This window comes from Kitasatospora sp. NPDC058444 (assembly GCF_042721415.1).
Taxonomy (GTDB): domain Bacteria; phylum Actinomycetota; class Actinomycetes; order Streptomycetales; family Streptomycetaceae; genus Kitasatospora.
Genome location: NZ_JBHXLL010000028.1, coordinates 19,089 through 38,156, shown reverse-complemented (window position 1 = coordinate 38,156; position 19,068 = coordinate 19,089). Strand labels below are relative to the sequence as shown.

The following is a 19,068-nucleotide window of genomic DNA, read 5'->3' as shown; positions in this document are numbered from 1 at the left end:
ATGATTCCCATTCGGCGGACGTTCACCCATGGTGATCGAAAAGTTACCCGCCGGACAGCACCCGGAGCAGGTCCTCAGCCGTACGGCAGCGGTCCAGCAGCTCCTTGACGTGGTTGCGGGTGCCGCGCAGCGGTTCCAGGGTGGGAACGCGCTGCAGGGAGTCCCGGCCCGGCAGGTCGAAGATCACCGAGTCCCAGGAGGCCGCCGCGACGTGGTCCGCGTACTGCTCCAGGCAGCGGCCGCGGAAGTACGCCCTGGTGTCCTCCGGCGGCTTGGAGACGGCCCGCTCGACCTCCTCCTCGGTGACCAGCCGCTCGAACCGCCCGCGGGCCACCAGACGGTTGTAGAGGCCCTTCTCGGGCCGTACGTCGCCGTACTGGAGGTCGACCAGGTGCAGCCGGGGGTTGTCCCACTCCAGGGCGTCCCGGGTGCGGTAGCCCTCCAGGAGCTCCCGCTTGGCGATCCAGTCCAGCTGCCGGGACAGCGACATCGGGTCGCGTTCCAGCCGGCCCAGGACGTCCTCCCAGCGCGCCAGCACGTCCACCGTCTGCTCGTCCGCGTCGGTGCCGAAGCGGTCCTCGACGTACTTGCGGGCCAGCTCGAAGTACTCCAGCTGGAGCTGGACGGCGGTGAGCCGGCGCCCGTTGCGCAGGGTGATCAGGTGCTTGAGCGTCGGGTCGTGGGAGACCCGGTGCAGGGTGCGCACCGGCTGGTCGACGGCGAGGTCGGCGGCGATGAAGGAGTCCTCGATCATCGACAGGACCAGCGAGGTGGTGCCCAGCTTGAGGTAGGTGGAGATCTCGGAGAGGTTGGCGTCCCCGATGATCACGTGCAGCCGGCGGTACTTCTCGGCGTCGGCGTGCGGCTCGTCCCGGGTGTTGATGATCGGGCGCTTGAGCGTCGTCTCCAGGCCCACCTCGACCTCGAAGTAGTCCGCCCGCTGGCTGATCTGGAAGCCGTTCGCCGAGCCGTCCTGGCCGATGCCGACCCGGCCGGCGCCGGTGACCACCTGGCGGGAGACGAAGAACGGGGTGAGGTGGCGGACGATGTCGGCGAACGGTGTCGCCCGCTTCATGAGGTAGTTCTCGTGGGTGCCGTAGGAGGCGCCCTTGTTGTCGGTGTTGTTCTTGTACAGGTGGATGTTCTGCCCGTTGGGCAGCTCCAGCGCGCGTTGCGCGGCGGCCGCCATGATCCGCTCGCCGGCCTTGTCCCAGAGCACCGCGTCGCGCGGGTTGGTCACCTCGGGCGAGCTGTACTCGGGGTGCGCGTGGTCCACGTAGAACCGGGCCCCGTTGGTGAGGATGACGTTGGCGAGGCCGATGTCCTCGTCGGTCAGCTGGCTGGCGTCCGCGACCTCGCGGGCCAGGTCGAACCCCCGTGCGTCGCGCAGCGGATTCTCCTCCTCGAAGTCCCAGCGGGCCCGCCGTGCCCGGTGCATCGCCGCCGCGTACGCGTTGACGATCTGGGACGAGGTGAGCATGGCGTTGGCGTTGGGGTGCCCGGGCACGGAGATCCCGTACTCGGTCTCGATGCCCATCACGCGCCGTACGGTCATGCGGCCCTCCTTGCCCGGTGCGCCGCCCCCGACGGGCGGAGCACGCTGACGTACCGCCGAACAACACCGACGCCGGGCCTCTGCCCGCGGACGGTGGGTCGAGCCTAGAACCCGGCGCCGAGCGGCGGGCCCGGAGACGCGCCGTCCGGCTGCGGGGCCGCGAGGCGCCACAGCCGGACGGTGTGCGTACAGCTCCGGGGACCGCAGCCGGCCCGGACAACCGCGTGCTTACAGGTACTGCCCCGTGTTGGCGACAGTGTCGATCGAGCGGCCGGACTCGGCGCCCTGCTTGCCGGTGACGAGCGTGCGGATGAAGACGATCCGCTCGCCCTTCTTGCCGGAGATGCGGGCCCAGTCGTCCGGGTTGGTGGTGTTCGGGAGGTCCTCGTTCTCCTTGAACTCGTCCACGCAGGCGGCGAGCAGGTGGGAGACCCGAAGACCGCGCTGACCGTGGTCGAGGAAGTCCTTGATGGCCATCTTCTTCGCGCGGTCGACGATGTTCTGGATCATCGCGCCGGAGTTGAAGTCCTTGAAGTACAGGACCTCCTTGTCACCGTTGGCGTAGGTGACCTCCAGGAAGCGGTTCTCCTCGGTCTCGGAGTACATCCGCTCCACCACGGACTGGATCATCGCGGCCACCGTGGCCTCGAGGGAGCCGTCGTGCTCCTTGAGGTCGTCCGGGTGGAACGGCAGCGAGTCCTTGAGGTACTTGGAGAAGATGTCCTTCGCGGCCTCGGCGTCCGGGCGCTCGATCTTGATCTTGACGTCCAGGCGGCCGGGCCGCAGGATCGCCGGGTCGATCATGTCCTCGCGGTTCGAGGCGCCGATGACGATGACGTTCTCCAGGCCCTCCACGCCGTCGATCTCGGCGAGCAGCTGCGGGACGATGGTGTTCTCCACGTCCGAGCTGACGCCCGAGCCGCGGGTGCGGAAGAGCGACTCCATCTCGTCGAAGAAGACGATGACGGGCGTGCCCTCGCCCGCCTTCTCCCGGGCCCGCTGGAAGACCAGGCGGATCTGCCGCTCGGTCTCGCCCACGTACTTGTTGAGCAGCTCGGGGCCCTTGATGTTGAGGAAGTAGCTCTTCCCCTGGGGGCGGCCGGTGACCTCGGCGACCTTCTTGGCCAGCGAGTTGGCGACCGCCTTGGCGATCAGCGTCTTGCCGCAGCCGGGCGGGCCGTAGAGCAGCACCCCCTTGGGCGGGCGCAGCTCGTACTCCTTGAAGAGGTCGGCGTGCAGGTAGGGCAGCTCGACCGCGTCGCGGATCAGCTCGATCTGGTTGCTCAGGCCGCCGATCTGGCGGTAGTCGATGTCCGGGACCTCCTCGAGGACCAGCTCCTCGACCTCGGCCTTCGGCACGACCTCGAACACGTAGCCGGAGCGGGGCTCCAGCAGCAGGGCGTCCCCGGCCCGGATGGTCAGCCCGCGCAGCGGCTCGGCGAGCCGCACCACGCGCTCCTCGTCGGTGTGGCCCAGGACGAGGGCGCGCTCGCCGTCCTCCAGGACCTCCTTGAGGGTGACGATCTCGCCGATGTTCTCGAAGGCCATCGCGTCCACGATGTTGAGGGCCTCGTTGAGCATCACTTCCTGGCCGCGCCGCACCTGGTCGAGGGCGACACCGGGGCTGACGTTCACGCGGAGCTTGCGCCCCCCGGTGAAGATGTCGGCGGTGCCGTCCTCGTTCGCGTCGAGGAAGGTGCCGAAGCCCGCCGGGGGCTGTGCCAGCCGGTCCACTTCCTCCTTGAGGGCCACGATCTGGTCGCGGGCCTCGCGCAGGGTGGAGGCGAGCCGTTCGTTCTGGGCGGTCACGCCCGCCAGGTTGGTCTGGAGCTCGACGATCCGCTCTTCGAGGATCCTCGAATTGCGCGGCGAGTCGGCGAGCTTGCGGCGCAACACGGCGATTTCCTGCTCAAGGTACGAGACCTGAGCGGCCTCGTCGGAACCACGAGCGGGCCTGCCGGTGCTGCGGTTGTAGTCGTCATCGTGGGCTGCCACGGTCCTCACCTCCTCCGGGGAGCTGGACGCTTCCAGACCCTACCTGGGACCAGGGGTCCGTAAACCCCTAGATCAAGAAAGATGGAACGGGCGTGTCCGATCTTCGCCCCAGCGTGCTTCCCCTCTGCTAAGGGGGATACCCACCGCGCACGGCCCAAAGCGGGCCAGATGTATCGTCGAGCGAAGTGATATCCGATCGCGACCACAACTCGAGGTCCGATCGTTGTACGAATGGCGGGATTGCTCCAGGAATAGGGGCGACCCGGGACAGAAACGGCAGGGGACCATGTCGGTGACCGAGCAGACGGCGGCAGCGGCCGATGAGCTGGAGGTGTGGATCGACCAGGATCTCTGCACCGGCGACGGCATCTGCGTGCAGTACGCACCCGAGGTCTTCGAGCTCGACATCGACGGGCTGGCCTATGTGAAGGGGCCGGACGACGAGCTGCGCCAGCAGCCCGGGGAGACGGCCCCGGTACCGCTGACGATCCTTCAGGACGTGGTGGACTCGGCGAAGGAGTGCCCCGGCGACTGCATCCACGTGCGCCGGGTCGCCGACCGGGTCGAGGTGTACGGGCCGGACGCCGAGTAGGCGGCGCGCGGTAGTCGGTCCGTCACACGGCGGAGACCGGGGCGGCGGCCTGGGATCGTTCCCAGCCGCCGCCCTTGTGCGTCCAGGTGAGGTCGACCGAGATGTCGGGCCGGAACCGCGGCACGTCCTCGCTCGAATACCCCTGCGCGTGGCCGGTGATGGCGCCGTCCGAACGCACCGCGATCCGGCTCACGGTGAGGTTCTCGCGCTCGGGCAGCAGCGTGGCCACCACCTCCGGGCGTCCGCCCGGGCCGAAGCCGAGCAGCAGGACGGCGTCCGGCGGGGTGCCGGTCTCGGTGGCGCAGTGCGCGGCGACCACCGTGGCGGCGCGCCCGTCGCCGAGCCGCGCGGGCACGCTGAGCGCCGTCTTGACCGGGAACGGGCCGCAGTCCAGCGGGAGTTGGACCTGGGCCGGGTCGGGGCCGGCGCTCGCGGCGAGGGACGTGGCCGTGGGGTGCGCGGACACCGGGCTGCCGGTCGCCGGGGAGGCGGCCAGCGCGGCCCCCACCACCGCGGCGCAGCCGGCCAGGGCGAGGGCCCAGTGCCACGGTGCGGTGCGCGCGTGCCCGGGCCCGGGCCCGGAGCGGCCCCGCGGTGCCGGCTGTCCAACCGTCGCCGTCGTCGTCCCGACCGCGGTCTCCACCAGGCGTCCCCTCCAGAGCTCCAGGAGCTGGTCTGCGTGAGCGAGCATCGTCCCACACCGGGTTCGGCGGAATGCCGAAGGGGTGGTACGAGCGGATCGCTCGTACCACCCCTTCTCGGTGGTTCGGGGCTCAGCCCAGGTCGGGCTGGTCCGCCTCGGTGGTGCGGGCGGCCTTGCGGGCGGCGGCACGCTCCTGGAGGGAGAGCTCGGGGGAGCCGTTGTCGTAGTCCTCGCCGTACGCGCCCTTGGCCGGGCGGCGGCGGCGCAGCGGCGGCTCCACACCGTCCGCCAGGCGGCGGGCGGTGAGCAGGAAGCCGGTGTGGCCGATCATCCGGTGGTCCGGGCGGACCGCCAGGCCCTCCAGGTGCCAGGTGCGGACCATGGTCTCCCAGGCCTGCGGCTCGGTGAAGGTGCCGTGCTCGCGCAGCGCCTCGACGGTCTTGGACATCTGCGTGGTGGTGGCCACGTAGCAGCAGATGAGGCCGCCGGGGACGAGCGCCTTGGAGGCGACGTCCAGGCACTCCCAGGGGGCCAGCATGTCGAGGAGGACGCGGTCGACGTCGGCCTCGACCAGGTTGTCCTGGAGGTCGCCGACGGTGAGCTTCCACGCCGGGTGCGGGCCGCCGAAGTAGCGCTCGACGTTCCCCTGGGCGATGTCGGCGAAGTCCTGCCGGCGCTCGTAGGAGGCCAGCATGCCGTGCTCGCCGACGGCGCGCAGCAGGTACATGCTGAGCGCGCCCGAGCCGACACCGGCCTCGACCACGCGGGCGCCGGCGAAGATGTCGGCCATGGCCAGGATCTGCCCCGCGTCCTTGGGGTAGATCACGGCGGCGCCGCGCGGCATGGACAGGACGTAGTCGGGGAGCAGGGGGCGCAGCGCGAGGTACGGGACGTTCCCCGTGGTGCGCACGACCGTGCCCTCGGGAGCGCCGATCAGCTCGTCGTGCGGGAACGCACCCTTGTGGGTGTGGAACTGGTTCCCGGCCTGGAGCGTGAACGTGTAGTGGCGACCCTTGGGATCGGTCAGCTGGACCTGGTCCCCGACCTGGAAGGGCCCGCGTCGGCGGGCGGCACCGGTCGGTTCGGACATGCCGACAATCCTAAGGGAAGCGGAGCCTCCCGCCCTACCACCATGATCAGCGGCCGGTGACGGCCGCGGTCAGCCGCTGCTCGATGTCGCTGAGCGAGGCGACGCCGTACACCCGGCCGTCCGCCTCGACCACCAGGTACTCCCCCGCCGGGGTGGCCTGGACGGCCCGCAGCAGGTCCTCGCCGCCGAGGTCGGCGCTCAGCCGCAGCCCGGGTTCGAGGTCGCGGGCGAGCGCGCCGACGGCCACCCAGGGGCGGCGGTGCTCGGGCACCGACCGGACGGCGGCCTCGCGCACGAGGGCGATCGGCTCGCCCCGGCCGTCCACCACGATCACCGCGCCGGCCCGGGCCTCGCGGGCGCGGCGCAGCGCCTCGCCGAGCGGGGTGTCGGCGGTGACCTCGACGGCCCGCCGGGCCAGCTCGCGCAGCCGCAGGCCCGGCAGCACCTCCTTGAGCCGGGCGTTGCGCAGGCTGCCGGTGGCGCCGTTCCAGATGATCGCGGCGAGCACCGCGGCCAGCAGCGCGTCCACCAGGGTGTCGGTGGTGGTGCGCTCGACCCCGCGGGCGGCGCTCAGCAGCGGCAGGCCGATCAGCACGGCGACGGCCAGCGCGCGGCCGACCCAGGCGGCGGCCACCGTGCCGGTCATCGGCTTGCCGGTGATCGCCCAGACGACCGCGCGCAGCATCCGGCCGCCGTCCAGCGGCAGGCCGGGCAGCAGGTTGAAGGCGGCGACCACCAGGTTGGAGACCATCAGGCCGGTGAGCAGCACCCCGGGCACGGTGGACAGGTCCACCGCCCGCACCCCGAGGTAGAACACGCCGCCGAGCAGCAGCGAGAGCAGCGGGCCGACGAAGGCCAGCCAGAACTCCCGCCAGGGGCTCTGCGCCTCGTTCTCGATCTCGGAGACCCCGCCGAAGAACTGGAGCTGGATCCGCCGCACCCCGAGCCGGTAGCGCAACGCGACCAGGGTGTGGGCGAGCTCGTGGACCAGGACGGAGCCGTAGAAGGCGACCGCGAAGAAGAACGCGACCAGGTAGCGGGCAGCGCCGAGGTCGGGCAGCACGTCGCCCAGCTGTCCGCCGAACACCCAGGTGATCAGCGCGGCGATCACGAACCAGGACGGGGTGACGTAGACGGGCACGCCGAAGGGCCGGCCCATCAGGATGCCGCCGCGGCGCCGGGGCTCGGGCGGCGGCCCGGCCGGACGTCCCTCGCCCGCCTGCGGTGGCTGGTCGGAGGGCTGCTGCCCCCTGCTGTCGCTCACCGTGATCCCTTCGGTCGTCTCCCCCGTCGTGCCCGGTGCGCCCACGCTACGTGATCGCGGCCCTCCGGCGCTGCGCGGCCCTCCTTCCGGCTTCATACCCACTCGCCGCGTGCCTGGCAGCACCGTGGCAGCGGGATGACAGCGAAGGGCAATAGGGTCGTAGCCATGCAGCACACCGAGACCAGCAGTGCCGCCGTGCGTCCGGCGGCACCCCCGACCGGGCTCTCCCCGTCCCGAGCGGGGGACTTCCTCACCTGTCCCCTGCTGTACCGGCTGCGGGTGATCGACCGGCTGCCCGAGCCGCCGAGCTCGGCGGCGACCCGGGGCACCCTGGTGCACGCGGTGCTGGAGCGGCTGTTCGACAGCCCGGCGGCCGAGCGGACGCCGGAGCGGGCGCTGGGCCTGCTGCGCCCGCAGTGGGAGCGGCTGCTGGGCGAGCGCCCGGAGCTGGGCACGCTGTTCCCGGACGACCCGGACGGCGCGGCGCTCACCCGCTGGCTGGCGGACGCCGAGAAGCTGGTCGGCCAGTGGTTCCGGCTGGAGGACCCGACCCGGCTGCACCCGGTGGAGCGGGAGCTCTACGTGGAGACGGCCCTGGACTCGGGGCTGCTGCTGCGCGGCTACATCGACCGGGTGGACGTCGCCCCGACCGGCGAGGTCCGGCTGGTGGACTACAAGACCGGCCGGGCGCCCTCGCGGGACTTCGAGGGCAAGGCGATGTTCCAGATGAAGTTCTACGCCCTGGTGGTGTGGCGCTGGAAGGGCGTGATCCCCAAGCGCCTCCAGCTGGTCTACCTCGGCGGCGGCGGGGACGTGGTCAGCTACGACCCGGACCAGGCCGACCTGCTCGCGGTGGAGCGCAAGCTCCGGGCGCTGTGGGAGCGGATCGGCCAGGCGGTGGCCACCGGGGACTTCCCGGCCACCCGCAACCGCCTCTGCGACTGGTGCGACCACCAGGCCAGCTGCCCGGAGTTCGGCGGCACCCCGCCGCCGTACCCGCTGCCGCTGACCCGTACGTCGGATGAGAGCGATCCCACGGGGGATCCGATGAGCAAGGAGTCCTAGGTGACGATCCGAGTGCTGCTGGTCGACGACCAGCCGCTGCTGCGCACCGGTTTCCGGATGATCCTGGAGGCCGAGTCCGACCTCGTGGTGGTCGGCGAGGCCGGCGACGGCCAGCAGGCGCTGGACCAGGTGCGGGCGCTGCAGCCCGACGTGGTGCTGATGGACATCCGGATGCCCCGGATGGACGGCGTCGAGGCGACCCGCCGGATCGCCGGCCCGGGGCGGGACGGCCCGGCCAAGGTGCTGGTGCTGACCACCTTCGACCTGGACGAGTACGTGGTGGAGGCGCTGCGCGCGGGCGCCAGCGGCTTCCTGCTGAAGGACGTCCCGGCCGAGGAGCTGGTGCAGGCGATCCGGGTGGTCGCGGACGGCGCGGCGATGCTGGCGCCGAGCATCACCCGCCGGCTGCTGGACATGTACGCCACCAAGCTGCCTTCGGGCGACGAGGCGCCGCCGCAGGCGCTGAGCGCGCTGACCGAGCGCGAGCTGGAGGTGCTGAAGCTGGTGGCGCGCGGGCTGTCGAACGCGGAGATCGCGGCCGAGCTGTTCGTCAGCGAGACCACCGTGAAGACGCACGTGGGCCATGTGCTGACCAAGCTGCAGCTGCGCGACCGGGTGCAGGCGGCCGTGTACGCCTACGAGAGCGGGCTGGTGCGCCCGGGCGCCCTGTAGGGGCCCCGCGGCCCCGCACGGCGGTCACCGCGGCCGTCAGGGCCGCGGAAACGCCACGGCGGCCCGCCTGCTCCCCCGTACCGACGGGGAAGCGGGCGGGCCGCCGTCCTGCGGGCGCTACTTGTTGGTCCGGCTGATCTCCCAGAAGCGGAAGTAGCCGGTGGTGTCGACGGTGGACTCGACGCCGGTGACGTACGAGCGGGCCGCGAAGAAGGACTTGTTCTGGTACAGCGGGATCAGCGGCACGTTCTCGGCCTCGATCTGCTGGATCTGCGCGTAGGTGGCGGCCGCGGCGCTGCGGTCGGTCTGCTTGAGGCCCTCCGGCACCAGCTTCCCGCTGATCCGCGGGTCGTCCCAACCGTGGTGGTAGGCACCGCCGTTGATCAGCAGCGGGGCCAGGTAGTTGTCCGGGTCCGGGTAGTCGGCGAACCAACCGATGACGTAGGCCTGGTACTTGCCCTCGTTCCAGCCCTTGCGGTACGTGTCCCAGTCCGGCTCCTGGGCGAGCGTCACCTGGAAGAGGCCGCCGGTCTCCAGCTGCTTCTTCAGCGTCTCGGCCTCGTTGCTGCCGGCCCGCGAACGGGACCAGGTGAGGGTGAACTTGACCGGGGTCTGGATCTTGGCGTCGGCCAGGATCTTCTTGGCCTTGTTGACGTCCTGGTCGCCGTAGCGGTCGAAGAAGGCCGTGGTGTGGCCGGGCAGGCCGGCCGGGACCATGGAGTAGAGCGCCTGGACGGTGCGGGCGAAGACGTCGCGGGCCAGCGCCTTGCGGTCCATCATCTGGGCGACGGCCTGGCGCACGGCGACGTTGCTCATCAGCTGGTCCTTGGTGTTGAGGACCAGCGAACGGGTGTCGTTGCTGTCGCCCTCGGTCACCTGGAGGTCGGTCTTGCCGCCCTGCTGGTCGGAGCGGACCTGGGCGGCGGTGTTGGGCTCCAGGCTGTTGTCGGTGAGGTCGACCTCACCGCGGTCCAGCGCGGCCTTCAGGTCCTCCGACTTGTCGAAGTACCGCACGGTGAACTTGCTGTTGCGCAGCTTGGCCTCGCCGCCGTACTTGTCGTTGGCCGACAGCACGACCTTGCCCAGCTGCTTGCTGCCGCTCAGGTTCTCGACCGCGTCCATGCGGTACGGGCCGGAGCCGATCAGCTTGTCGTTGGCGACGACCTTGTCGGCGGGGTAGGCCTGGTGGTCCACGATGGCGCCGGCCGGGCTCGCCAGCTTGGCCGGCAGGGTGGCGTCGGGCGCGGAGAGGTGGAAGAGCACCTCGTTGTCGCCCTTGGCCTCGACGGACTTGATCGAGTCGAGCAGTTCGACCGGGCCGTTCGGGTCGTTGATCTTCTTGGTGCGCTCGATCGAGAAGACCACGTCCTGGGCCGTCAGCGGGTGGCCGTTGGAGAACTTCTGGCCGGGCTTCAGGGTGCAGTGGTACTCGGTGGCCTCGCCGTTGGTGAACTCGCAGGCCTGCGCGGCGTCCGGGGAGGGCGAGCTGGCCGCGGCCTGGAAGGTGAGCAGCGACTGGAAGGTGTTGCGCAGCAGCAGCCAGGAACCGGAGTCGTAGGCGGCCGCCGGGTCCAGGACACCGGTCAGCTGACTGGTGCCCATGGTGATCGACTTGCCGCCGTCCCCCTTGACCACGTCGGTCACCGATCCGCAGCCCGCCACCGACACGGCGACCAGGCCGGCGCAACCGAGTACTGCCAGGCGTTCAGCTGAAGTCTTCACGAGGCGCGTCCTTTTGGGTGGCACGAACGGGAGTAGCGTGCCATATCGAACACGTACGACCGATACCCGCGCAGATGACGTTTGGGACACGGCGGTTCGGGGCATGGCGGCACGACCGACGAGTTGTCAGTCAATGCCCGTTTTCTCCCCCGGCGACTTCGGCCCAGGGGCCCGCCGGGCCGTTTACCGGCGAGTAAGGCGGGCTCGCAATGAGACGACAATCACACTCGCGAAGCGACCAGGGAGCGCAGCAGGTCGAGGTCGACCCGCTCCAGCGACGGCAGCACCAGCCGCCCCGGAGCCGGTTCGACCGCCGCCACCGAGGGCACCGCGATCACCGGGCAGCCGGCCGCCTCGCCCGCCCGCACGCCGGTCGGGGTGTCCTCGATCACCACGCAGCGGGCCGGCTCCGCGCCCAGCCGCCGGGCCGCCTCCAGGTACGGGTCCGGGAACGGCTTGGTGCGCGGCACCTCGTCCCCGCCGACGGTGAAGGCGAAGTGGTGGGCGCCCAGCGAGCGCAGCACGATGTCGATCACGTGCCGGTGCGAGGCGGACACCAGGGCGGCCGGAACGCCGTGCGCGGCAAGGGTGTTGAGCAGCCGCTCGGCGCCCGGCATGAGCGGCACGCCGCCGGCCAGCAGGTCGACGAAGCGCTGGTTCACCAGCACGCCGAGGTCGGCCGGCGCGATGTCAGCCCCGGTCCGGGCGACCAGGTACTCCATCACCCTGGTCATCGGGCCGCCGACCACGTGGGCGCGGTCCGCCTCGTCCAGCTCGTGGCCCAGCTCGGCGAAGAGCGAGGCCTCGGCCTGCCACCAGAAGTCCTCGGTGTCCACCAGCGTCCCGTCCATGTCCAGCAGCACCGCCTGGAGCCCGCGGTCGTCCCCGTGGTCGAGGATGCGCGTGGCGGTGGGGCTGGTGGTCATGGCAGGGGTCCTTCCGGCAGGCCCGGGCGGCCCCGGGGAAGGCACGGGCCGGCCCGCAGGTGAGCGGACCGGCCCGTTCAGGATCATCAAGGATACGCCCGCTTCGTCCGGAAAGAGCGAACGCGGTGGGAACCGGGAGTTACCGGGCGTTGAAGTACTTCGCCTCCGGGTGGTGGATCACGATCGCGTCGGTGGACTGCTCCGGGTGGAGCTGGAACTCCTCGGAGAGCACCACGCCGATCCGCTCCGGCTTCAGCAGCTCGGCGATCTTGGCCCGGTCCTCCAGCTCGGGGCAGGCCCCGTAGCCGAGCGAGAAGCGGGCGCCGCGGTACTTGAGCGCGAACATGTCCTTGACGTCCTGCGGGTCCTCGCCGGAGAAGCCCAGCTCGTAGCGGACCCGCGCGTGCCAGAACTCGGCCAGCGCCTCGGCCAGCTGCACCGAGAGGCCGTGCAGCTCCAGGTAGTCCCGGTAGGAGTTGCCGGCGAACAGCTCGTTGGCCGCCTCCGAGATCCGGTTGCCCATGGTGACCACCTGGAGGCCCACGACGTCCCGCACCCCGGACTCCTCCGGGCGGAAGAAGTCGGCCAGGCAGAGCCGGCGCCCGCGGCGCTGGCGCGGGAAGGTGAAGCGGGTGCGCTCGGTGCCGTCCTCGTGGAAGACGATCAGGTCGTCGCCCTTGGAGTTCGCCGGGTAGTAGCCGTAGACCACGGCGGCCTCCAGCCAGCCCTCGGTCTGCAGGCGGTCCAGCCAGGCCCGCAGCCGCGGCCGGCCCTCGGTCTCCACCAGTTCCTCGTACGAGGGGCCGTCCCCGGCGCGGGAGGCCTTCAGGCCCCACTGCCCCTTGAACAGCGCGTCCTCGTCCAGCCAGGAGGCGTAGTCCGCGAACGGGATGCCCTTGACGATCCGGTCGCCCCAGAACGGCGGGGTGGGCACGGTGTTGTCGACGGCGACGTCGGAGCGGATCTGGCCGAGGTTGACCTCGGGCTCCGGCTCCTCCACCTCGACCCGGGCGTGCCGGCGCTGCTTGAGCTCCGGCAGGGTCGCGCCGGGCACCCCGCGCTTGACCGCGACCAGCGCGTCCATCAGCCGCAGGCCCTCGAAGGCGTCCCGGGCGTAGCGGACCTCGCCCTCGTAGATCTCGTGCAGGTCCTGCTCGACGTAGGCCCGGGTCAGCGCGGCGCCGCCGAGGATCACCGGGTAGCTCGCGGCCAGCTTGCGCTGGTTCAGCTCCTCCAGGTTCTCCTTCATGATCACGGTGGACTTCACCAGCAGGCCGGACATCCCGATCACGTCCGCGTTGTGCTCCTGCGCGGCGTCCAGGATCGCCGAGACCGGCTGCTTGATGCCCAGGTTGACCACGTTGTAGCCGTTGTTGGACAGGATGATGTCGACCAGGTTCTTGCCGATGTCGTGGACGTCGCCCTTGACGGTGGCCAGCACGATGGTGCCCTTGCCCTCGCTGTCGGACTTCTCCATGTACGGCTCCAGGTGGGCCACCGCGGTCTTCATCACCTCGGCGGACTGGAGCACGAACGGCAGCTGCATCTGGCCGGAGCCGAAGAGCTCGCCGACCACCTTCATGCCGGCCAGCAGGGTGTCGTTGATGATCTCCAGCGCCGGGCGCGCGGCCAGCGCCTCGTCCAGGTCGGCCTCCAGGCCGCCCCGCTCGCCGTCGATGATCCGGCGCTGCAGCCGCTCCTCCAGCGGGAGCGCGGCCAGTTCCTCGGCCTTGGTGGCCCTCACCGAGGCGGCGGAGACGTTGGCGAACAGCTCCAGCAGGCGCTGCAGCGGGTCGTAGCCGTCCCGGCGGCGGTCGTAGACCAGGTCGAGGGCGGCCTCGCGCTGGTCCTCGGGGATGCGGGAGATCGGCAGGATCTTGGAGGCGTGCACGATCGCCGAGTCCAGGCCGGCCTCCACGCACTCGTGCAGGAAGACCGAGTTGAGCACCACCCGGGCGGCCGGGTTGAGGCCGAAGGAGATGTTGGACAGCCCGAGGGTGGTCTGCACCCCGGGGCGGCGGCGCTTGAGCTCGCGGATCGCCTCGATGGTCTCGATGCCGTCCCGGCGGGACTCCTCCTGGCCGGTGGCCAGCGTGAAGGTGAGGCAGTCGACCAGGATCGAGCCCTCGTCGATGCCGTAGTCGGCGGTGAGTTCGGCGATCAGCCGCTCGGCGATCGCGACCTTCGTCTCGGCGGTGCGGGCCTGGCCCTGCTCGTCGATGGTCAGGGCGATCAGGCCGGCGCCGTGCTCGCGGGCCAGCGAGGCGATCCTCCCGAAGCGCGAGTCGGGGGCGTTGCCGTCCTCGTAGTTCACGGAGTTGAGCACCGCGCGGCCGCCGAGCGCCTCCAGGCCGGCCTGCAGCACGGGCGGCTCGGTGGAGTCCAGCACGATCGGCAGGGTGGAGGCGGTGGCCAGCCGGCCGGCGATCTCCTTCATGTCGGCGACGCCGTCGCGGCCGACGTAGTCCACGCAGAGGTCGAGCAGGTGGGAGCCGTCCCGGATCTGGTCACGGGCGATCTCCACGCAGGCCTGCCAGTCGCCGGCCAGCATCGACTCGCGGAACTTCTTCGAGCCGTTGGCGTTGGTGCGCTCGCCGATGGCCAGGTACGAGGTGTCCTGCCGGAACGGCACCGCCTGGTACAGCGAGGCCGCCGAGGGCTCGGGCCGGGGGTCGCGCGGGGCGATCGGGCGGCCCTGGACCCGCTCGACCACCTGGCGCAGGTGCTCGGGGGTGGTGCCGCAGCAGCCGCCGACCAGCGAGAGGCCGTACTCGCGGGTGAACACGTCGTGGGCGTCGGCCAGTTCGGCCGGGGAGAGCGGGTAGTGGGCGCCGTCCTTGCCGAGCACCGGCAGGCCCGCGTTCGGCATGCAGGACAGGCCGATCCGGGCGTTCTTGGCCAGGTAGCGCAGGTGCTCGCTCATCTCGGCCGGGCCGGTGGCGCAGTTGAGGCCGATGTAGTCCACGCCCAGCGGCTCCAGCGCGGTGAGCGCGGCGCCGATCTCCGAGCCGAGCAGCATGGTGCCGGTGGTCTCCACCGTCACCTGCACGAGCACCGGCAGGTCCAGCCCGGCCTCGGCCAGGGCCCGCTTGGAGCCCAGGATGGCGGCCTTGGTCTGCAGCAGGTCCTGGCTGGTCTCGACCAGCAGCGCGTCGGCGCCGCCGGCGATCAGGCCGGCCGCGTTCTGCCGGAAGCCGTCGCGCAGCGTCTCGTACGGGGCGTGGCCGAGGGTCGGCAGCTTGGTGCCGGGGCCGATCGAGCCGAGCACCCAGCGGGTGCGGCCGTCGGCGGCGGCGTGGGCGTCGGCCACCTCGCGGGCGATCCGGGCGCCGGCCTCGGACAGCTCGAAGATCCGCTCGGCGATCTCGTACTCGCCGAGCGCGCTGAAGTTGGCGCCGAAGGTGTTGGTCTCCACGCAGTCCACGCCCACCCCGAAGTAGGCCTCGTGGACGGACCGGACGATGTCCGGGCGGGTGATGTTGAGGACCTCGTTGCAGCCTTCGAGGTTCTGGAAGTCCTCCAGCGTCGGGTCCTGCGCCTGGAGCATGGTGCCCATGGCACCGTCGGCGACCACCACCCGGGTGGCGAGCGCTTCACGCAGCGCGTTCGCGCGGCTCTGCTGGGTGACGGACGGGGTGGCTGCTGTGGCCATGGGTCTTCTCCCTGGTGCGACGGCTGTCGGCTTTGCGAACCCGCTTGCTCGGGCACGCACGTGGCCAGGGTATCCGGCCCACGGGTCCGCCCGCCGTCCCATTCCGTATCCTGAGCGCTCGACCGCAAGGGGGGAGCAAGCGCGTGGCCCGTTTCCGGACCTCCGCGCAGCGTGCCGGTCGGGCCCTGAGGGCCCCGTTCCGCGCGCTGCGCGACCGCTGGCGAGCATGGTCCCGGTGGCGCCGGGCACTGCTGGTCCTGGTGCTGGTGGCGGCCGTGCCGGCCACCGCGCTGGGCTCGGCGTTCGTGATGTTCCGGCTGCACTACACCGGCGAACCCGCCGCCGACGCCCGCACCCGCGGCCGGGACGCGCTCTGGCTCGGCCACGCCTGGGTGGACGGCCGCAAGACCGAGGCCGATGTGGCCGCGCTGCTCCGGCAGCTGGCCGGCACCGGCATCCGGGACCTCTACGTGCACACCGGCCCGCTGGAGCACGACGGCTCGCTGCCGCCCGCCGTCCACCCGCGGGGCCGCTGGTTCACCGACACCGTGCACCGGGCGCTGCCCGGCGTGCGGCTGCAGAGCTGGCTGGGCGACGAGGTCAAGCCGGAGAAGGATGCCCTGGACCTGGAGGACGGCCCCACCCGGGACCGGGTCACCGCCTCCGCCCGCCAGGTGCTGGACCTCGGCTTCGACGGCGTGCACTTCGACATGGAGCCGATCCGCCCCGGTTCGCCGGGCTGGCTGGCACTGCTCGACCAGGTCCGCCCGGTCACCGCGGCGCGCGGCGCCAAACTGTCGGTGGCGGCACCGCAGATCGACCCCGTCCCGGGCCTGCACACGGCCGGCATCCTGCTCACCGACCACGGCAAGTGGTGGGACCGGGCGTACTTCACCGAGACCGCCCGCCGGGTCGACCAGATCGCGGTGATGAGCTACGACACCTCGATGCCCACCGAGCCGCTGTACGGCGGCTACGTCGCCCGGCAGACCGAACTCGCCCTGCGGTCCACCCCGGCCGACGTGGACCTGCTGATGGGCCTGCCCTTCTTCTGGGACGACAAGTGGGGCCACTGGGGCGACGCCGAGACCGTCCGGGCCGCCGTCCGGGGCGTCCGGCTGGGCCTGGGCCGGGAGGACCGGCGGCGGGCCAACTTCGGCGTCGCGCTGTACGTGGACTTCGCCGCGCTGCCCGAGCACTGGGCGGCGTACCGCGGCGGCTGGGTGGACGCCGGGTAGCGGGCCCGGCTGGCCGTCCGGCGGGGCCGCGGGCCCGGCGGCACCGGCCGGCCGTCACCTACCGTCGCGACTCGAACACCCTTCGCCCCCACCGGACGTCTGACGGCCCGTCAGCCCGGGACCCGTCGATATCCGGTGGATCGCGGCGGCCCGCTCCCCCAGACTGTCCCGGTGCCCGGCCGCGGTGCGCATCAAAGCCCGTAGGCTGGGCAGGTAGGGACCACGGGGCGAGACGCTCCGTGGGAGACGAGAGGTTCGACAGTCGGCAGCCGGCCCGTCGGCGCCCCGGCAGGCCAGCCGGGGCGGCGCAGGACCGACCGCCGACCGGAGGGAGACGCTGGGTGATCGAGCTGGAAGATGTTCCCGAGTTGATCGACCCGGTGATGGTCTGCGCCTTCGAAGGCTGGAACGACGCCGGCGACGCCGCCTCCGCGGCCCTGGCGCATCTGGACGAGACCTGGGGCGGCAAGGTGTTCGCCGCCCTGGACGCGGAGGACTACTACGACTTCCAGGTCAACCGGCCCACGGTCTGGATGGACGGCGGCATCCGCCGGATCACCTGGCCGACCACCCGGCTCTCGGTGATCCGGGTGACGCAACCGTCGCCCCGGGACGTCGTGCTGGTCCGCGGCATCGAGCCGAGCATGCGCTGGCGCTCGTTCTGCAACGAGCTGCTGGGCTTCGCGCACGAGCTGGGCGTCGAGCTGGTGGTGATCCTGGGCGCGCTGCTCGGCGACACCCCGCACAGCCGCCCGGTGCCGGTCAGCGGGGTCACCTCCGACCCGGAGCTGGCCCGCCGGCTGGACCTGGAGGAGAGCCGCTACGAGGGCCCCACGGGCATCGTCGGGGTGCTCCAGGAGGCCTGCACCCACGCCGGGGTGCCGGCCGTGACGCTCTGGGCGGCGGTGCCGCACTACGTCTCGCAGCCGCCGAACCCCAAGGCCACGCTGGCCCTGGTCAACAAACTGGAGGACCTGCTCGACCTGCGCATCCCGCCGGGCGAGCTGGCCGAGGACGCCCGGGCCTGGCAGCTCGGCGTGGACCAGCTCGCCGCCGAGGACAGCGAGGTGGCCGAGTACGTCCAGCAGCTGGAGGAGGCCCAGGACACCGCGGAGCTGCCGGAGGCCTCCGGCGACGCCATCGCCCGCGAGTTCGAGCGCTACCTGCGCCGCCGGGAGAACGTCGGGCCGACCGGCGAGAAGCCGGTGTCCGGGCACGCCACGGCGGAGCGGCCGGCCGATCCGGAGCCGCCGGGCGGCGCCCGGGAGAGCCAGGACGGCGCCGAGGAGGAGTAGCCGCACCGGCCGGGTGCCGCGGAACATGCCGAAGGGGCGTCAGGACCAGGTGTCCCGACGCCCCTTCGGCGTGTGTGGTGCGGGGACTACAGCGCGACGCCGAGCAGGGCGTCCACGGTGCGGGTCACCAGGCCGGGCGCACCGGTGTCGGTGCCGCCCTCGGCCGCCTGCCGGTCCGCCCAGCGGTCGACGGCGGCCAGCGCGGCGGGCGCGTCCAGGTCGTTCGCGATCGCCTCGCGCACCTCGGCGAGCAGCTGCTCGGCCGCCGGGCCGTCCGGGCGGGAGACCGCGGCGCGCCAGCGGGCGAGGCGCTCGACGGCCTCGTCCAGGGTGCTCTTGGTCCACTCCCAGTCCGCGCGGTAGTGGTGCGAGAGCAGCGCCAGGCGGATCGCCGCCGGGTCGACGCCCTCGCGGCGCAGCGCCGAGACGAAGACCAGGTTGCCGCGGGACTTGGACATCTTGTGGCCGTCCAGGGCGACCATGCCGGCGTGCACGTACGCCTTGGCGTACGGGTGGGTGCCGGTGGCGACCTGGGCGTGCGCGGCGCCCATCTCGTGGTGCGGGAAGGAGAGGTCGCTGCCGCCGCCCTGGATGTCGAAGGACATCCCGAGGTACTGCAGCGCGATGGCGACGCACTCGATGTGCCAGCCGGGGCGGCCGTGGCCGAGCTCGGTGTCCCAGGCGGGCTCGCCCGGGCGGGCGGCCAGCCAGAGCAGGGCGTCCAGCGGGTTGCGCTTGCCGGGGCGGTCCGGGTCGCCGCCGCGCTCGGCGAAGACCGGGCGCATGGCCTCGCGGGTGAGGCCGGAGACCTCGCCGAAGTGCGGGTCGGCGTCGACCGAGAAGTAGATGTCGCCGTCCACCTGGTAGGCGGCACCGGAAGCCAGCAGCTTCTGGACGATCGGGACGATCCACGGGATCGACTCGACGGCGCCGATGTAGTGGGCCGGCGGGAGCATCCGCAGCGCGGTCATGTCCTCGCGGAACAGGGCCGTCTCGCGCTCGGCCAGGGCGGTCCAGTCCTGGCCGGTCTCGACCGCGCGGGCGAGCAGCGGGTCGTCGACGTCGGTGACGTTCTGGATGTACAGGACGTCGTGGCCGGCGTCCTTCCAGACGCGCTGCACCAGGTCGAACGCGTTGTAGGTGGCGGCGTGGCCCATGTGGGTCGCGTCGTAGGGCGTGATGCCGCAGACGTAGATCCGGGCGGTGCCGTCCTGCGGCACCACCTCGCGGACCGTGCCCGCAGCGGTGTCGTGGATACGGAGGGGGAGCCCCTGACCAGGCAGGGCGGGAACCTCGGAGGCGGGCCAGGCATGCATGGAAACAACTTTAACCTTGCGAACATTTGAAAGCCTAACCAGT

14 protein-coding genes are annotated in these 19,068 nt (G+C 71.8%); 5 read left to right on the top strand and 9 right to left on the bottom strand.

Going from position 1 to position 19,068, the window contains the following annotated elements; genetic code table 11:
* Positions 1–43: 43 nt before the first annotated feature.
* Positions 44–1,555, bottom strand: a complete 1,512-nt coding sequence (dop, locus tag ACFWP2_RS26030; protein ID WP_380455522.1) for a depupylase/deamidase Dop — start codon at positions 1,553–1,555, stop codon at positions 44–46.
* A gap of 228 nt (positions 1,556–1,783) precedes the next feature.
* The gene (gene arc / locus ACFWP2_RS26025) at positions 1,784–3,550 is read right to left on the bottom strand and encodes a proteasome ATPase (protein WP_380455519.1); all 1,767 of its coding nucleotides are present in this window, start codon (positions 3,548–3,550) and stop codon (positions 1,784–1,786) included.
* A 286-nt stretch (positions 3,551–3,836) separates the two neighbouring features.
* Here arc and ACFWP2_RS26020 point away from each other — a divergent pair, with 286 nt between their 5' ends.
* Positions 3,837–4,142, top strand: coding sequence for a ferredoxin (locus tag ACFWP2_RS26020; protein WP_380455517.1), 306 nt, complete (start codon positions 3,837–3,839; stop codon positions 4,140–4,142).
* Between the two features lie 22 nt (positions 4,143–4,164).
* Here ACFWP2_RS26020 and ACFWP2_RS26015 read toward each other — a convergent pair whose 3' ends face one another.
* The 3 genes from ACFWP2_RS26015 to ACFWP2_RS26005 form a co-directional block, all read right to left on the bottom strand.
* Positions 4,165–4,833 carry a hypothetical protein gene (locus ACFWP2_RS26015; protein WP_380455515.1) on the bottom strand — a complete coding sequence of 223 codons (669 nt, stop codon included), beginning with the start codon at positions 4,831–4,833 and terminating at the stop codon, positions 4,165–4,167.
* A gap of 82 nt (positions 4,834–4,915) precedes the next feature.
* Complete coding sequence (locus ACFWP2_RS26010; protein WP_380455513.1) at positions 4,916–5,875, bottom strand: tRNA (adenine-N1)-methyltransferase; 960 nt, start codon at positions 5,873–5,875, stop codon at positions 4,916–4,918.
* Positions 5,876–5,921: 46 nt separating this feature from the next.
* Positions 5,922–7,139, bottom strand: coding sequence for a site-2 protease family protein (locus tag ACFWP2_RS26005; protein WP_380455511.1), 1,218 nt, complete (start codon positions 7,137–7,139; stop codon positions 5,922–5,924).
* Between the two features lie 165 nt (positions 7,140–7,304).
* Between ACFWP2_RS26005 and ACFWP2_RS26000 the strand changes: the two genes are divergently transcribed.
* Together ACFWP2_RS26000 and ACFWP2_RS25995 are read left to right on the top strand one after the other, a co-directional pair.
* A complete protein-coding gene (locus ACFWP2_RS26000) occupies positions 7,305–8,204 on the top strand; it encodes a RecB family exonuclease (RefSeq protein ID WP_380455509.1) in 900 nt (299 codons plus the stop codon).
* Positions 8,205–8,876: a response regulator transcription factor gene (locus ACFWP2_RS25995; protein ID WP_188299078.1), complete on the top strand. Its 672-nt coding sequence runs from the start codon at positions 8,205–8,207 to the stop codon at positions 8,874–8,876. It abuts the gene before it with no gap.
* 117 nt (positions 8,877–8,993) lie between these two features.
* On the opposite strand, the gene ACFWP2_RS25990 is transcribed toward ACFWP2_RS25995, so the two are convergent.
* The 3 genes from ACFWP2_RS25990 to metH all read right to left on the bottom strand — a co-directional run bounded on the left by ACFWP2_RS25990 (position 8,994) and on the right by metH (position 15,176).
* Entirely contained in the window at positions 8,994–10,598 is a 1,605-nt protein-coding gene (locus ACFWP2_RS25990; RefSeq protein WP_380455506.1) for an ABC transporter substrate-binding protein, read from the bottom strand.
* Between the two features lie 221 nt (positions 10,599–10,819).
* The gene (locus ACFWP2_RS25985) at positions 10,820–11,524 is read right to left on the bottom strand and encodes an HAD family hydrolase (protein WP_380455504.1); all 705 of its coding nucleotides are present in this window, start codon (positions 11,522–11,524) and stop codon (positions 10,820–10,822) included.
* Positions 11,525–11,663: 139 nt separating this feature from the next.
* Entirely contained in the window at positions 11,664–15,176 is a 3,513-nt protein-coding gene (gene metH / locus ACFWP2_RS25980; RefSeq protein ID WP_380455502.1) for a methionine synthase, read from the bottom strand.
* A gap of 143 nt (positions 15,177–15,319) precedes the next feature.
* On the opposite strand from metH, the gene ACFWP2_RS25975 reads away from it, so the two are divergent.
* Both ACFWP2_RS25975 and ACFWP2_RS25970 read left to right on the top strand, forming a co-directional pair.
* Positions 15,320–16,414 (top strand): hypothetical protein, encoded by a 1,095-nt coding sequence (locus ACFWP2_RS25975; protein ID WP_380455500.1) that lies wholly within the window; start codon positions 15,320–15,322, stop codon positions 16,412–16,414.
* A gap of 341 nt (positions 16,415–16,755) precedes the next feature.
* Positions 16,756–17,709 carry a PAC2 family protein gene (locus ACFWP2_RS25970; RefSeq protein ID WP_380455498.1) on the top strand — a complete coding sequence of 318 codons (954 nt, stop codon included), beginning with the start codon at positions 16,756–16,758 and terminating at the stop codon, positions 17,707–17,709.
* A gap of 86 nt (positions 17,710–17,795) precedes the next feature.
* On the opposite strand, the gene mshC is transcribed toward ACFWP2_RS25970, so the two are convergent.
* Complete coding sequence (gene mshC / locus ACFWP2_RS25965) at positions 17,796–19,025, bottom strand: cysteine--1-D-myo-inosityl 2-amino-2-deoxy-alpha-D-glucopyranoside ligase (protein WP_380455496.1); 1,230 nt, start codon at positions 19,023–19,025, stop codon at positions 17,796–17,798.
* Between the last annotated feature and the right edge of the window lie 43 nt (positions 19,026–19,068).